This is a genomic window from Shimia sp. W99, from assembly GCF_053851455.3.
This window is the reverse complement of record NZ_JBSQBU020000001.1, coordinates 104,509-120,145: the sequence shown is the minus strand read 5'-3', so window position 1 is coordinate 120,145 and position 15,637 is coordinate 104,509. Positions and strand designations below refer to the sequence as shown.

General features: G+C 62.7%; 14 protein-coding genes. 7 read left to right on the top strand and 7 right to left on the bottom strand.

Annotation, left to right across the window (positions count from 1 at the left end):
- Positions 1-11 precede the first annotated feature (11 nt).
- The gene (locus ACS3QZ_RS00575) at positions 12-458 is read left to right on the top strand and encodes a DMT family transporter (RefSeq protein ID WP_456036084.1); all 447 of its coding nucleotides are present in this window, start codon (positions 12-14) and stop codon (positions 456-458) included.
- On the opposite strand, the gene ACS3QZ_RS00570 is transcribed toward ACS3QZ_RS00575, so the two are convergent.
- The 4 genes from ACS3QZ_RS00570 to ACS3QZ_RS00555 form a co-directional block, all read right to left on the bottom strand.
- Positions 455-1,138 carry an ABC transporter ATP-binding protein gene (locus ACS3QZ_RS00570; protein ID WP_456036083.1) on the bottom strand — a complete coding sequence of 228 codons (684 nt, stop codon included), beginning with the start codon at positions 1,136-1,138 and terminating at the stop codon, positions 455-457. The genes ACS3QZ_RS00575 and ACS3QZ_RS00570 overlap by 4 nt on opposite strands.
- On the bottom strand, positions 1,131-2,408 hold the full coding sequence (locus tag ACS3QZ_RS00565) for a lipoprotein-releasing ABC transporter permease subunit (protein ID WP_456036082.1): 1,278 nt from the start codon (positions 2,406-2,408) through the stop codon (positions 1,131-1,133). Before ACS3QZ_RS00565 ends, ACS3QZ_RS00570 begins: the two co-directional genes overlap by 8 nt.
- Positions 2,409-2,565: 157 nt before the next feature.
- Positions 2,566-3,903, bottom strand: a complete 1,338-nt coding sequence (proS, locus tag ACS3QZ_RS00560; RefSeq protein WP_456036081.1) for a proline--tRNA ligase — start codon at positions 3,901-3,903, stop codon at positions 2,566-2,568.
- Between the two features lie 315 nt (positions 3,904-4,218).
- Complete coding sequence (locus tag ACS3QZ_RS00555; RefSeq protein WP_456036080.1) at positions 4,219-5,052, bottom strand: helix-turn-helix transcriptional regulator; 834 nt, start codon at positions 5,050-5,052, stop codon at positions 4,219-4,221.
- Positions 5,053-5,155: 103 nt separating this feature from the next.
- Here ACS3QZ_RS00555 and ACS3QZ_RS00550 point away from each other — a divergent pair, with 103 nt between their 5' ends.
- The 6 genes from ACS3QZ_RS00550 (at position 5,156) to ACS3QZ_RS00525 (ending at position 13,411) form a co-directional block, all read left to right on the top strand.
- Positions 5,156-7,186 carry an acyltransferase family protein gene (locus ACS3QZ_RS00550; RefSeq protein WP_456036079.1) on the top strand — a complete coding sequence of 677 codons (2,031 nt, stop codon included), beginning with the start codon at positions 5,156-5,158 and terminating at the stop codon, positions 7,184-7,186.
- A gap of 64 nt (positions 7,187-7,250) precedes the next feature.
- Positions 7,251-8,324, top strand: a complete 1,074-nt coding sequence (locus ACS3QZ_RS00545) for an AI-2E family transporter (protein WP_456036078.1) — start codon at positions 7,251-7,253, stop codon at positions 8,322-8,324.
- A 4-nt stretch (positions 8,325-8,328) separates the two neighbouring features.
- Positions 8,329-8,994 (top strand): HdaA/DnaA family protein, encoded by a 666-nt coding sequence (locus tag ACS3QZ_RS00540; RefSeq protein ID WP_456036077.1) that lies wholly within the window; start codon positions 8,329-8,331, stop codon positions 8,992-8,994.
- 130 nt (positions 8,995-9,124) lie between these two features.
- Positions 9,125-11,299, top strand: a complete 2,175-nt coding sequence (locus ACS3QZ_RS00535) for an RNA degradosome polyphosphate kinase (RefSeq protein WP_456036076.1) — start codon at positions 9,125-9,127, stop codon at positions 11,297-11,299.
- A 52-nt stretch (positions 11,300-11,351) separates the two neighbouring features.
- Complete coding sequence (locus ACS3QZ_RS00530) at positions 11,352-12,893, top strand: Ppx/GppA family phosphatase (RefSeq protein ID WP_456036075.1); 1,542 nt, start codon at positions 11,352-11,354, stop codon at positions 12,891-12,893.
- A 26-nt stretch (positions 12,894-12,919) separates the two neighbouring features.
- Complete coding sequence (locus ACS3QZ_RS00525; protein ID WP_456036074.1) at positions 12,920-13,411, top strand: SixA phosphatase family protein; 492 nt, start codon at positions 12,920-12,922, stop codon at positions 13,409-13,411.
- Positions 13,412-13,507: 96 nt separating this feature from the next.
- Here ACS3QZ_RS00525 and ACS3QZ_RS00520 read toward each other — a convergent pair whose 3' ends face one another.
- From ACS3QZ_RS00520 to ACS3QZ_RS00510, 3 genes are read right to left on the bottom strand one after another with little or no spacing between them, the layout of a single operon-like run.
- Positions 13,508-13,870 carry a hypothetical protein gene (locus tag ACS3QZ_RS00520; protein WP_456036073.1) on the bottom strand — a complete coding sequence of 121 codons (363 nt, stop codon included), beginning with the start codon at positions 13,868-13,870 and terminating at the stop codon, positions 13,508-13,510.
- Between the two features lie 44 nt (positions 13,871-13,914).
- A complete protein-coding gene (locus ACS3QZ_RS00515; RefSeq protein WP_456036072.1) occupies positions 13,915-14,940 on the bottom strand; it encodes an endonuclease/exonuclease/phosphatase family protein in 1,026 nt (341 codons plus the stop codon).
- Positions 14,940-15,617: a TerB family tellurite resistance protein gene (locus tag ACS3QZ_RS00510; protein WP_093095390.1), complete on the bottom strand. Its 678-nt coding sequence runs from the start codon at positions 15,615-15,617 to the stop codon at positions 14,940-14,942. The genes ACS3QZ_RS00515 and ACS3QZ_RS00510 overlap by 1 nt, the downstream gene beginning before the upstream one ends.
- Between the last annotated feature and the right edge of the window lie 20 nt (positions 15,618-15,637).

Sequence of the window (15,637 nt, the reverse complement as noted above, 5' to 3'; positions counted from 1 at the left end):
CGAGCCCGCCGATGCCCCCGACAACTACCTACGCCCTCACCATGCTGGCCGCCGGGATCGGCATCCCGGTCCTCGCCGCCCTCAACGCCGCGCTGGGTCAGCGCCTCGGCTCGCCATTGGCGGCGGGCGTGATCCTGTTCGTGGTCGCTTTCCTGTCCGCCGTGATCGTTGCCGGGGCCAGCGGCCACCTGCCGAGGATCTCCGGCGCAGCAGCCGCCCCCAAACACCTGTTTCTGGCGGGCTGTCTCGTCGCCTTCTACGTGCTCTCGATCACGTGGGTCGCGCCCAAATTCGGTATCGGCAACGCGGTGTTCTTCGTGCTTCTGGGACAGTTGATTTCCGCCGCCGCAATCGACCATTTCGGCCTCTTCGGCGCGCAGGTCTCCCCGCTCTCGCTCGCCCGTGCCGGGGGGATCGGTCTCATGGCGGCCGGCGTCTGGCTCACGCAACAGGCCTAGGCGTCGACCAAAACCCCGTCCTGAAGCCGCAAAACACGATCCATACGCGCCGCCAGCTCCATGTTATGCGTGGCAATCAGCGCCGCCAGCCCCGTGCCGCGCACCAGCTCCATCAAGGCGCCAAACACCTGGTCGGACGTGCCGGGATCAAGGTTTCCCGTCGGCTCATCTGCCAGCAAAACCCGTGGTTTATTGGCCAAAGCTCGACAAAAGGCGACGCGCTGCTGCTCGCCGCCCGACAGGGCCGCGGGCCGATGCGTCGCACGGTCCGCCACACCCACGCGCCCAAGCAGTTCCATCGCCCGTTTTTCGGCGTCATTGCGCGCCACGCCATTGGCCAGCTGCGGCAGAACCACGTTCTCCAGCGCATTAAACTCGGGCAGCAAGTGGTGGAACTGGTAGACAAATCCCACATCCCGCCGCCGCGCCACCGTGCGCCGCCGGTCCGAACGCCCGCTGAGGTCCTGCCCGCCAATTTCAACTGCCCCTTCGTCCGGCTGATCAAGCAAACCCGCGATATGCAAGAGCGTCGATTTCCCGGCCCCCGACGGTGCGACAAGCGCCACCATCTCGCCCGAGGACAGGCTCAGATCAACTCCGCGCAATACATGCACTTCGCTTGGCAAACCCTTGTTATAGCGCTTGGTAATCCCTTTCAGAGACAGCACAACATCACTCATAGCGCAGCGCCTCCACCGGGTTCATCCGCGCCGCGCGCCGGGCCGGAAAGATTGTCACCACAAAAGACAGGCCCAACGACAGGAAAACCGCGCTCAAAACATCGCCCAATTCAAGCTTGGCAGGCAGGTGATAAATCCCCCGAATGGCCGGATCCCACGTGCCACCGCCCATCATCATGTTTACAAATCCGAACACCGTGTCGATATAGATCGCAAAAAGGCATCCCAGAACGACGCCAAAAATGGTTCCAAGAAGCCCGGTAAACGCCCCGCAGATAAAGAAGACTCTGAGCACCGACCCTTCGGTCAAACCCATGGTGCGCAGGATGCCGATATCACGCCCCTTGTTCTTTACCAACATTATGAGCCCCGAGACGATATTCATGGTCGCGATCAGAACAAGGATCGACAGGATGATGAACATCACGTTGTCCTCGACCTCCAGCGCCCTCAGAAAGCCGCCCGAGGCGTCCCGCCACGTCCAGACCAGCGCCCTTTCACCGGCCGCCCGCATCAACGGCACGGCCATTTGATCCACCGCTTCGGGCGCTTCAACCATCACTTCAATTTCGTCCGCCACCCCATCACGATTGAAAAAGGATTGCGCCTCGGTGAACGGCAGATAGACCCGCGTCCGGTCGATGTCATAACGCCCGGCAGAGAAGATATAGACCACCTCATAGGCATTCACGCGCGGCGAGGTGCCGAAGGCTGTTTTCACGCCGTTGGGCGAGATAATCTTGATCCGGTCGCCCACAGAGGCGCCCAGTTCGCGCGCAACCCCCGAGCCAATTGCGATGCCTTCGCCAAACCGCGCGATATCGCCGTCCCCTGTCTCCGGGTCTGCAATCCGCGGCAGCTCGGCAAGGTTTTCCGCCCGGATTCCAAAAACTTCCACCCCGGCGTTACGGTTGCGCAGGTTGGCCATCACCTGCCCCTTCACCAAGGGTGCGGCCCGCGTCACGCCGGGAACCGCGCGCAATCGCTCGGCCATCCCGTCAAAATCGGAAATCGAGCGGTCGACCTTGCCGCCTTCACTGACCAATCCGCTCTGATAGATCGTCACATGCGCGTTGGCGCCCAGAATGGTATCGACAAATTCGGCCCGAAACCCCGAGCGCACAGACAATGTCGCAATCAACGCAAACACGGCCAACGTGATGCCGATCAGGCTGATCCACGTCATCACGCTCACGCCGCCCTCGGCGCGCCGCGCGCGCAGGTAGCGCCAGGCAATCATCCACTCAAATGGGGCAAAAGGGGCGGTCATGTCTGCTCCGGTTCTTGTTGCGCGCGACCCTAGGCGCGCACCTGACCATGGTCAAGCGCGGCCCATTCACTTCATTTTGCCAGAAATACTCCCGCTGGAAGCGGCCGGGGCCGCCAGGCGGCCCCAAAAACCTGCGCGCCCCAACGGGGCGCACAATTTACAAACCGGCGTAGATCGCGGCCACTTTCTCCACCGCCTGCTCGGGCGGCAATTCTTCACTTTCCCCGGTACGACGACAAGTGAGTTCTACCACCCCGTTCTTCAACCCACGCGGCCCCACCGTGATCCGCCAGGGCAGGCCGATCAGGTCCATGGTGGCAAACTTGCCCCCGGCCCGCTCGTTGCGGTCATCATAAAGCGGCTCCAGCCCCAGCGCGGTCAGCGACTTGTAAAGCGCCTCACAGGCCGCATCCGCCTCGTCGTCGCCCTGCTTGAGGTTGACGATCCCGCAATGGAACGGCGTCACACCCTCAGGCCAGATGATGCCCTTGTCGTCATGGCTGGCCTCGATGATCGCCCCCAAGAGACGCGACACACCAATCCCGTGCGAGCCCATATGGACGGGCACGCTGGTGCCATCGGGCGTCTGCACCGTCGCGCCCAGCGCTTCGGAATACTGCGTGCCGAAGTAAAAGATCTGACCCACTTCGATGCCCCGCGCCACGCGGCGGCGCTCTTCGGGCAGTTCGTTGAAAACGGCTTCGTCATGGGTCTCATCCGTGCGCGCATAACGGCTGGTGAACTCTTCGAGCACCGCCTGGCACTGTTCCACGCTGTCAAAGTCGATCTCTCGGTTACCGAACTTCAGATCGGTGATCTCTGCGTCATAGAACACTTCGCTCTCGCCGGTCTCGGCCAGCACAAGGAATTCATGCGTGTAATCGCCGCCGATCGGCCCGGAATCCGCGCGCATCGGGATCGCCTGCAGCCCCATCCGCTCATAGGTGCGCAGATAGCTCACCAGGTGGCGGTTATAGGCGTGCAGCGCGTCTTCCTTGGTCAGGTCAAAGTTATAGCCGTCCTTCATCAGGAACTCGCGCCCCCGCATCACGCCGAAACGCGGGCGGATCTCGTCACGGAACTTCCATTGGATCTGGTAAAGGGTCAGCGGCAGGTCCTTGTAGCTTTTCACATGGCTGCGGAACACATCCGTGAACATCTCTTCGGCCGTGGGCGAAAACAGCATGTCGCGCCCGTGCCGGTCCTGCATGCGCAGCATCTCTTCGCCATAACCGTCATAACGTCCCGACTCGCGCCAGAGGTCCGCCGATTGCAGCGTCGGCATGAGCATCGGGATATGGCCCGCACGCACCTGTTCCTCGTGCACGATGTTTTCCAGCTTGCGCAGCACCTTGAAGCCCAGCGGCAGCCACGAATAGATCCCTGCGCTGGCCTGTTTGATCATGCCGGCGCGCAACATGTAGCGGTGGCTGACGATCTGGGCCTCTGCAGGGGTTTCCTTGAGCACGGGCAGGAAATAGCGGGACAGGCGCATGTGCACTCCTTGCGACACTTGGACGGTTCATTCGCCCTGTCGTTTATGGCTTTGCGCCCGCCCGCACAAGAGCCGCCTTGACGCAAGATACATCCTGGGGAAGTGAAAGATGCGCTGCCCCTCTTCTGGGGAAAGAGGGACAGCGCGAATGCGGCGGGAACGGCCGGATCAATTGACCTCACCACATGCTACTCCGAAACCGGCTGCCCGGCTTCAACTCACGGAATACCAAAAGTATGTCAACATTCCCGGATTTCAACCACTGCGGATTTCCGCACTGGCAGAAAGTGGCCCAACCGTCCGATAAAGGCCCGTTCAGGCCCCGGATTCGTGCTGCACGAACAACTGGTTGAGAAAACTGACCTTGGCAACAGCATGAGCGGTGGTTTCCACGTTCAGACGGTCGCGCGCCGCGCGCAGGTGTTTTTCTACGGCGCTGCGCGACAGCCCGGTCAGGATACAGACATCCGCCATCGCCTTGCCATCCGCGATCCAGCCCAGGATTTCGCTCTGGCGCGCCGTCAGCCGCGCCCGGTCAACCGGCAGGGGCATCTGGCTGAGTTTGAGATGCAGAACATGCGTCAATGCCATCAAACCGGCCTCGTGGGCGAGCCAATGCGCATCCACCTCCTGCTGGCGCACCCCCACACGCGCCGCCAAGGCCATTGCCCCCTTCGAGCGCGGCGTGTTGACCGGGAAGCTGACCGTGTATCCCGCGCGATGACGTCCGCTCCCGAGCTGGTCCATGACTGCACATTCATCCGCGCTCAGCCGCCCGGCCCGGCGCTCTTCGCGCACCCAGCCCCAACTGCAGGCGCCGACATTCTCGCGCACCCAGCGAAAATCCGCGCTCCTGAGATAGAGCCCGCTGGTGTGATAGTGCTTTATCGCCTCAAGCGCGTGGGTACTCAGGAAAAACGCATCCGCGGGATCACCGATCCCCACCCCGACGCGGTAGCGGGTATACCCATAGTTCACGCGCTCGAACCCAAACGCACCCAGCGCCTCAATACCGATGCGCCAGGCCATTTCGACCGTGCGCGCTTCGGCAATCCGGTTGATCTGCGCCAGCGTATCCGCCGCGCTGACCGACCCGGCCAGTCGGCCTTCGGGCGACTCGTCGGAAAAAAACTCGTTGATACGCGTCATCCTCAAAGGGCTAGCCGCCCCGCGCCCGATTGTCGAGCGCAAGGCGGCATTGCCTTGATCTGCAGCCATGCTAGAAGGCGACAAACAGACAGGCAGCCCCATCATGGCACGCGCATACAGAACCGATATCGACGGGCTTCGCGCCATCGCCATCCTTGGCGTGGTGCTCTACCATATCGGGCTCAAGCAGATGTCGGGCGGGTATGCCGGGGTCGACGTGTTCTTCGTCATCTCGGGCTACCTGATCGGCGGCAATATCCTTGATGACCTTGCCGCCGGGCGGTTCAGCTTCCGCAATTTCTACACTCGGCGCGCAAGGCGCATTCTGCCTGCGCTGGTGGTCATGGTTCTGGTGGTGATGGTGCTGGGATGGTTCACCCTGATGCCCCACCCCTATCGCTACATGGGCGGGGCCGCCGTGACCGCGCTCCTGTCCTTGTCCAACATCTGGTTCCTGACCCGGATCGACTATTTCAACCCCGACGCGCTGCTGGACCCGCTGATCCATACTTGGAGCCTCGGGATCGAGGAACAGTTCTACCTCATCATCCCCCTGCTGCTGCTGCTCCTGTGGCGTTGGCGGACCGGCCTGATCGCGCCCGTGCTGCTTGGCCTGATCGTCCTCAGCCTCGCACTCGCCGTCACCAGAAGCGGCGAATACCGCACCGAAGCGTTCTACCTGCTGCACACCCGCGCTTGGGAGCTGCTGGCCGGGGTCGTCGTCGCCTGGTCCGAGCGCAATCGTCCCCTGCGCGCCGCCTTGCACACACCTCTCTATGCCGTCGGACTGATCCTGATCCTTGCCGGACTCTGGATCGTTCCCCCTGCCGCCCCCTGGCCGGGTCTCTGGACGCTGCCAACGGTGGTCGGCACGGCTCTTATTCTCGTGGCCCCGCAGGCGACAGCCCCTTTGCGCGCGCTTCTGGCCAACCCGCCCATGCGTTTCGTGGGTCTGATCTCCTATTCTCTCTACCTCTGGCACCAGCCGGTGATCAGCATGCTCAAGGCGTCGAATTTCTGGCCCGCGACGCTTTCAGGCGTGCTTTTGGTCCTTGCCCTGATGATCGCCGTTGCCACGCTCAGCTGGCGCTTTGTCGAACAACCGTTCCGCACCCCCGGCCCCCTGCCCCGGTTCAAGCCCCGCCTGCTCATGGCCAGCGCCCTTGCGATCCTGATGATCGCCATCGGTGGCGAGATCACCGAAGGCTACCCGAAACGCATGCCGCCCCAGGTGCTCGACGTGCTCGCGATGCGCCAATCCTGGAGTCCGACCTACCGCAAATGCCTCTATGTGCGCAGCGAAGTGCCCGGCATCGACCTTTCGACCTCTTGCCGCTTTGGGCCCGACAAACCAGAGACCATTGCCGTCTGGGGCGACAGCCATGCCGCCCGCCTTGCCGAGCCGCTGGCGGATGACCTTGCCAAGCGCGGCCACTCCGTCCGCCAACTCACCCTGTCAAGCTGCATGCCGATCTCGGGCTTGATCATCCACGGCCAGACCCGCGCCCAGCAATGCCCGGTGTTCAATGACCTTGTGGAAACCTATCTCGACGCCCATCCCGAGATCACCCGGATCGTGCTTTTTGCACATTGGAAGAAATACATGTTCAACGACACCGGCCCCAACATGTTCGGCTATGTGGGCGAGGACGGGGTCTATGCCAGACCGCTGGACGCATCGGGCCCCAACACCCGCGGCCTGCGGGAACAGGCCATTGTCAATCTGTTTGCCGCCCAGTTGCAGCGCATCTCCAAGGGGCGGCAGGTGATCCTCGTGCTGCCGGCGCCACGTCCGCTGGTCGATATTCCACGCTACTACGCAACCCGGATGTGGTGGGGCAGCCCGCTGCCCGAAAAAGAGGGTTTCCCCCGCACCTACGAAAACGCGCTGGCGACTCCCCTTCGTGACATCTTTGCCCGCGCCATCACGGCCGCCGACCTTCCCGGCGAAGCCATCACCGTGATCGATCCGGCCGATTTCTCCTGCGACGCGACCACCTGTGACGTGATCCGCGACGGCAATCTGCTGCTCAGCGATGAGAACCACCCCTCCCTGCCGGGGCTGGACCTGTTCATCCCTGCCATAACAGAGGCAATCACGGGGCCCGTCACGCGATCTAACTCAACCGATTAACCGCTCCGGCCTTGAATCTGCGGCCGGATTGGTCACATTCAATGCAAACAAACAGGGGACAGTCATGGCCTTGCCCGTGCGCGACCAGCTCAAATACTGGAGTTTGGCCGCGATTATCTTTTTCGTTGCGCTCTGGTATCTGGGCGACATCATGCTGCCCTTCATCCTGGGCGGCGCCATTGCCTATTTCCTTGATCCGGTTGCGGATCGCCTTGAAAACATGGGGTTCTCGCGCACAACGGCCACCGTGATCATCACGCTTGTCTGCCTTCTGACCTTCGTGATTGCTATCCTCGCCGTGGTCCCGACGCTGATCAATCAGGCCGTCGCGCTTGTCGAAGTCATGCCCGAGCTGTTCAGCGATTTGCGCAACTTCGTGGCCGCCAAACTCCCCAGCCTGTCCCAACCCGATTCCGTCATCCACAAATCGCTCGCCTCGCTGGGCGCCATGGTGCAGGAGCGCGGCGGCGAGTTGCTGTCCGGGGTCCTGAACTCGGCGCTTTCGGTGATCAACATCGTCATGCTGCTGGTGATCGTACCGGTCGTAGCGTTTTACCTGCTGCTGGACTGGGACAACATGGTGGCCGAGATCGACCGCCTCCTGCCGCGCGATCATGCCCCGGTCATCCGTCTGCTGGCGCATGACATCAACCTGACGCTGGCCTCTTTCGTGCGCGGCATGGGCACGGTCTGCCTGATCCTCGGCACCTACTATGCCGTGGCGCTGATGGTGGTCGGGCTGCAATTCGGCCTTGTCGTCGGCTTCATTGCCGGGCTCGTGACCTTCATCCCCTATCTCGGCGCCCTGATTGGCGGCGCATTGGCGATTGGCCTCGCCCTGTTCCAGTTCTGGGGCGACTGGGTCTCGATCGGACTGGTCGGCGGCATCTTTGCCATCGGACAGGTGATCGAGGGCAACGTGCTCACGCCCAAGCTTGTCGGCAACTCCGTCGGCCTGCACCCGGTCTGGCTATTGCTGGCCCTGTCGATTTTTGGGGCGCTGTTTGGCTTTGTCGGCATGTTGGTGGCCGTCCCGGTCGCCGCCGCGCTCGGTGTGCTTGCACGTTTCTTCACCGGCCAATACATGACGTCCCGGCTCTATCTCGGCCTCAGTGCCGATCAACAGGACAAAGACTGACCCCATGGCTGAACAACTGCCATTCGACCTGCCCGTCCGGGCAGCACTCGGGCGTGATGATTTCTTCGTCAGCCCCGCCAACGCCATGGCGCTGGGGCTGGTGGAAAGCTGGCCCAACTGGGCGGGGAACAAGCTGATCCTCTCCGGCCCGAGCGGCGCGGGCAAAACCCACCTCACCCATGTCTGGGCCGCGCTGTCCGGCGCGCGCATCGTCTCGGCATCATCGCTTTCGACAGAAACCATCCCCGACCTTGCCGCCGGCCCCGTCGCGGTCGAGGACGTACCCGCCATCGCCGATGATCCCGAGGCCCAGACCGCCCTGTTTCACCTGCACAACCTCACGCTGGCCGAAGGCCACTCCCTGCTGCTGACCGGCGAAGGCGAACCGGGCCACTGGGGCCTGACCCTGCCCGACCTCAAAAGCCGCATGATGGGCACCACCGTCGCCACGCTTGAACAACCCGACGACATGCTCCTTATGGTCGTTCTGGCCAAACAGTTTGCCGACCGCCAGCTTGTGCCGACGCCGGATACCATCCCCTACCTGCTCAAGCACATGGACCGCTCCTTTGCCGCCGCTACCGAACTGGTCGCGGCGCTGGATCAGCTCTCGCTGAGCGAAAAACGCCCGGTCACGCGCGCGCTTGCCAAACGCATCCTCTCGGACTAGGCGCCAAGGCGTTTGAAAAGCCATGCAAGCGGTTTCCGAACCGCTTGCCCCACGGCTAACCCGCTGGACGTCCAGAAAAAACACGCCTAGTGTTACGATCCCGTTACCCACTCCCTATATTGTTCGTATCATGACCCAAGCCGACTTTCTGAAATCCGATTTCCCCGCCCCGATCGACCTGCCAGAAATTGATCTTTCCGGCCCGGGACGGTTCTACAACCGCGAACTCAGCTGGCTGGGCTTCAATTGGCGCGTGCTGGAAGAGGCCGAAAACCCCCGCGTCCCCCTGCTCGAACGCTTGCGGTTCCTGTCGATCTCGGCCACCAACCTTGACGAATTCTACACCGTGCGCGTCGCAGGCCTGCGCGAGCTGGTGCGCGAGAACAATTCCACCCCGGCCCAGGACGGGCTGAGCCCCGCCGAACAGCTTGTCCTGATCAACGACGATGCGCGCAACCTGCTGCAAAGCCAGCAGCGCATGTTCATCGCCCTGCGCGCCGAAATGGAATCCGAGAACATCCATATTCTCGACCACAAATCCCTGACCGATGACGACAAGACCCATCTGGAATCCGTCTTTCTGAACAAGGTGTTCCCGGTGCTTTCGCCGCTCGCCATCGACCCGGCGCACCCGTTCCCCTTCATCCCCAACACCGGCTATTCTCTGGCGCTGCAACTGGAACGCAACAAGGACAAGCGCGCGCTTCAGGCGCTTCTGCCAATCCCGCACCAGATCGACCGCTTCATCTTTCTGCCCGCCCCCGAAGGCACCACCCGCGCCCTGCCGCTCGAAGAACTGCTGCTCCTGCATCTGGACAGCCTGTTCCCCGGCTACAAGGCCAAGGGCCACTGTGCCTTCCGCGTGCTGCGCGACAGCGATCTCGAGGTCGAGGACGAGGCCGAAGACCTCGTGCGCGAATTCGAAGTTGCCCTGAAACGCCGCCGCCGCGGCGAAGTCGTGCGCATGAAGATCTCGACCGACGCCCCCAAGTCGCTCAAGGCGCTGATCATGGACGAACTGCACGTCACCGACGACGAGGTGGTCGAGATCGACGGCATGATCGGCCTCGCCGACCTCAAGGAGCTGGTGCTGGATGAGCGCCCGGACCTGCTCTGGCCCTCCTTCACGCCGCGCGTGCCCGAACGGGTACAGGATTTCGACGGCGACATGTTCGCGGCCATCCGCCAGAAGGACATGCTGCTGCACCACCCTTATGAAACCTTCGACATGGTGGTGCGTTTCCTGCAGCAGGCCGCCCGCGACCCCGACGTCGTCGCGATCAAGCAGACGCTTTACCGAACCTCCAAGCTGTCGCCCATCGTCGAAGCATTGTGCGAGGCCGCCGAGGACGGCAAATCCGTCACCGCGCTGGTCGAACTCAAGGCGCGGTTTGACGAGGCCGCCAATATCCGCCAGTCCCGCCGGCTGGAACGCGCCGGGGCGCATGTGGTCTATGGCTTTCTCGACCTCAAGACCCACGCCAAGATTTCCACTGTGGTGCGCCGCGAAGGCGACCAGCTTGTGACCTACACCCATTATGGCACCGGCAACTATCACCCGATCACGGCCAAGATCTACACCGATGTCAGCTTCTTCACCTGCGACACCGAACTGGGCCGCGACGCGACCAAGGTGTTCAACTATCTTTCAGGCTACGTGGAACCGGAAAAGCTCGACAACCTCGCGATTTCCCCGATCTCGCTGAAATCCCGCCTGCTCGAGATGATCGCCGCCGAAAGCGAACACGCCCGGGCCGGGAAACCGGCCGAGATCTGGGCCAAGATGAACTCGCTCATCGACGCTGAGGTGATCGACGCGCTCTACGCCGCCAGCCAGGCCGGGGTAAAGATCAGCCTCGTTATTCGCGGCATCTGCGGTTTGCGCCCGGGCATCAAGGGGCTCAGCGACAATATCCGCGTCAAATCCATCGTCGGGCGGTTCCTTGAACATTCCCGCATCGTCTGTTTCGGCAATGGCTACGGGCTCCCCCACAAGAAAGCGCGCGTCTTCATCTCGTCCGCCGACTGGATGGGCCGCAACCTCAACCGCCGCGTGGAAACACTGGTCGAGATCAACAACGCCACCGTCAAGGCCCAGATCGTGAGCCAGGTCATGGCCGCCAACCTGGCTGACGTGGCCCAAAGCTGGGTGATGAAGCCCGATGGCTCGTTTGAACGCACCCTGGTCCCCGAAGGCGAATTTGCGTTCAATTGCCACAGGTTCTTCATGGAGAACCCTTCTTTGTCGGGCCGTGGCTCTGCCGGCGCCTCGGATGTGCCCAAACTGACCCATACCGAAGATTGACCCGGTCCCGTCACTGGCGCACATTGAGACAGGCACGTATTCGGGGAACGGCATGGACGGTAATTCGGAACCCGCAAAAGACTGGGCGCTCTTTGGGCGTCCGCTTTTCAACGACCCCGAGGCACGCGCGCTGTCGCGCGTCGGCGTGGTGGATGTGGGCTCCAACTCGGTCCGCCTCGTGGTGTTTGACGGCGCCGCGCGCAGCCCGGCCTATTTCTACAATGAAAAGATCATGTGTGCGCTGGGTGCCGGACTTGGCGAAACCGGCCACCTCAACCCCGAGGGTCGCCGCCGCGCCCTCGCCGCGATCCACCGCTTTCAGCGGCTCGCCGACGGCATGGGGCTCGATGGGCTGACCGCCGTCGCTACCGCAGCCGTGCGCGAAGCTGATGACGGGGCCGAATTCTGCGCCGATGTGCTGCGCGAAACCGGCGTCACCATCCACGTGATCGACGGCCGCGAAGAGGCCCGCCTTTCGGCACAGGGTGTGCTTCTGGGCTGGCCCGGCGCCTACGGGCTGGTCTGTGACATCGGCGGCTCGTCGATGGAACTGGCCGAGATCAACAACGGCGAGGTCGGCCGCCGCGTCACCTCCCAGTTGGGTCCGCTCAAACTGCGCGACCTCAAGGGCGGCAAAAAGGGCCGCAAGGCGTTTATCGACGAAACGCTGGATCGGCTTCAGGCCGAGATGGGCACCCAGAACAACCGCCTCTTCCTTGTCGGCGGCTCCTGGCGGGCCATTGCCCGCATCGACATGGAGCGGCGCAACTACCCGCTGCACGTGCTGCACGAATACCGCATGAGCGGCAAATCGGTGCGGGCCACCGCCCGCTACATCGTCGAAAACGACCTTGAAGAGCTGCGCGCGCGCTGCGGCATCTCCTCAAGCCGCATGGAACTCGTCCCCATCGCCATCGAAGTGCTCAAAGGCGTCGTGCGCCGCTTCAAACCGCATGACATCGCCGTCTCCAGCTACGGCATCCGCGAAGGCATGCTCTATGAACAGATGCCCGACCGCCTGCGCGCCCGCGACCCCCTGATCGAAGCCTGCCGCTTTGCCGAGGCCAAGGACGCTCGCCTGCCCGGCTTCGGCAAATCGCTCTATTCCTTCGTCCATTCCCTGTTCCGCTCCGCCAATCACGAACGCAAACGCCTGATCAAGGCCGCCTGCCTCTTGCATGACGTGAGCTGGCGCGCGCATCCCGACTACCGTGCCCAGACCTGTTTCGACGCCGCCACCCGCGCCAATCTGGGCGGTCTGAAACATTCCGAACGGGTGTTTCTCGGCCTCGCCCTGCTGCACCGCTACCGCAACAAGCGCGAAGGCACCGGCTTTGAGGCCCTCTCCGGGCTGCTCGACGAAAAGAACCAGCTTCAGGCGGAAATTCTCGGCAAGGCCATGCGCCTTGGCGCGATGCTCTGGATTCAGAACCGCGACGACATGGGGTATCTCAAATGGCACCCCAAGAAACGCGAACTGCACCTGATCCTGCCCGCCGCCGCCGAGCCCCTGTTCGGCGAGGTGGCCGAGGCCCGGTTCCACTCGCTCTGCAGCGCCCTTGACGCCACGCCCCATGTCGAGATCACCGGCTGACAGCCACGTCAAAAGAGCAGAGGACCATGAACAAACCTGTCAAAACCCTGCTTCTGCTCCTCACCCTGTGGCTCGCCGCCCCCCTCCATGCGCAAGAGCTGGTGCTTGCCATCCGCCATGCCGAAAAACAGGACGGCCGCGACCCTGCGCTGACGGAAGACGGACGCGCGCGCGCCGCCAACTGGGCCACGATGCTGCGCCCTGTTGGCCTCGATGTCGTGATCACCTCCGAGGCCCGCCGCACGGTGGAGACCGGCACCCTCATCGCCAGGGCCCTCGATCTGCCCCTGATCTCATTTCCCGCCAACGCGCCTTCCGCGCTTCTAGATGCTCTGGATTTCGATCACGAAGGCGACCGTGTGCTCATCGTCGGTCATGTCGAAACCCTTCCCGGCATCCTGACCGCGCTCGGCGCGCCGGATCCGGTTGAGATGACACAGGCGCAATTCGACCGGCTCTTCATCCTGAACGCCCCCAACAGCGGCGGCGCGACACTCAATGAACTGCGCATGCCCTGACGCACGCGTGCCCGGTCCCCCACTTCCTTTTGCCGCAAATATCCCGGGGGTGAAGGTTGAAAATGCCCGCATTTTCAACCGAGGGGGCTGGCCCCCTCAGATGTCGGTTTCACCCTCTTCGGGCGTATCAATCTGTTCCTCGGGCTGTCTGCGCCGCAGGATGATATCGCCGTTGGGCAACATTTCCGGCGGATGATAGGCGCTCCAGTCCTCAACCTTCTCCATCAGGTCCCGAAACGCCGGCCCCATCTCAACAAAGAATGACCGCATCTGCGGCCCCATCTCCTCGGCAAAGCCCTGCAACCCTTCAAGGGCGGGCTCCATCTGTTGCTGCAATCCCTTAAGGAACAGGCGCGCGCCCTCTTCCATCAGGCTCGTGCCCGAATCCTCTTCGCTGCCCTGCGCTTGGGCCATGACGGGGGCCACCGGTGCGGCCAGCGCCGCACAAACTGCAATCACAAATACTCTCATGGCATCAAATATGGGTCTCGAGCCCCGCCATTTCAAATGTCGATATCCAACACCACCGGAAAATGATCCGACGCGGTCAACAGCGCCTCTCTCAACTCCCGCACCTTCCAGCAATCGTGGTCGTCAAACGGATGCCAGATCCGCCAGACCGGTTCTCGCGCCCGCAGGTCCTCCGACACCATCACGTAATCCAGCAGCGCCTGCAGATACCGCCCCTGCTTGGGCAGAAAGAACCGCGCCGAGGTCGGCACCGGCCCCAGCCGCCGCTTCAACGCCTCGCGCGCGTGGGGATCAAACAACCCCAACGGCCCCTCTTCCCCCATGACGATCTCGATCGAGGACCGCCCGAACAGGTGTTCATATTCATCCAGCCCCGGCCCGTCATTGAGATCGCCAAGCAGAATGAGCGATTCTCCCGTCCGCAAATGCGCCTCGATCCGTGCCCGAAGCCAGATCGCCTGCGCCAGCTGCTTGCGTCGGTTGGCAATCGACAACCGCATCACCTGGTCGCGGTTGCGCGCCCCATGCGGGGCCTTGGACTTGAGATGTGCCCCGATCATGCGCAGCTCGGTCCCCTTTGCCGTGCGCACCGCCAGTTCCAGCGGCGGCTTGGAAAAGCTCACAAGGTCTTCGGTCGCGTCAATATCGAGGTCAATCCGAAACACCCCGTCAAAGCGCGGCGCATCGCCCGCGCCTTTCTTGCCTGTTTCCTCGCCAACCGGATCGTGGCGCGCGCTCAACACGTCCGGATCATAAAGAAGCGCAATCTCCTGCTGGGTGTCATTCATGAACCCCATCACCGCCTTGCGCGTGCGCAGGTCAAAGGCACGGGCAAAATCTTCCAGTGCGGCCACCGCATCGCGCCGCCCATTCTGGTCCGGCGCCTCGATGATCATGACCGCATCCGCATCCATCGCCGTGAACACGATGCCCAGCGCCTCGGCCTGCTGGGCGCGGGTCACGTCCTGCCGCCCCGACCAGCGATCATCCACGACAAGCTTGTCACGCGCGTCAAACAGATTGTTGAACCACTCCACGTTATACGTGGCGATCCGCATCACGCGGCCTCGTTGATCTGGTCCCAGGCGCGGTTGATGTCGATCATCCGCTTCTCGGCAAGCCGGATCGCTTCTTCCGGCACCCCGCGCGCAATCATGCTGTCCGGGTGGGTTTCCCGCACCAGCTTGCGCCAGGCCTTGCGAATCTCGACAAGCGGCATGTCCGGCGTCACGCCCAGCACGCTATAGGGGTCCGGCTCCGCATCCGGCACGTAACGCGCCCGCATCGCCTGAAATTCCGGTTCGGGAAATTCAAGGATTTCCGCAACCCGCGCAAGAAAAGCATCTTCGGCCGGGTGATATTCGCCATCCGCCACCGCGATGTGGAACAACCCCTCCATCAGGTCACAGAAGCCCTGATTACTTGGCCCGAACAACCCCTTGATCCGATGGGCATATTCCTCGAAACCCGACACGTCCTGCCGCGCAAGGTTGAACACCCGCGCCGCCTGCGCCTCGTCCTCGCGCGCGATCTGGAACACTTCGCGAAAGGCCGTCACCTCGTCGCGTGTCACCAGCCCGTCGGCCTTGGCCATTTTCGCGCCAAGTCCGATCACGGCAATGGTGAAGGCAATCGAGCGCTCCGGCGGCGTGCTCAGCCGCTCGAAAACGGCCGCCAGCCCCTCGCCCTTGGCAAGGGCGGACAAAGCATCGGAAATACGGGTCCAGATCGACATGTTGCGACCATATCCTTTGC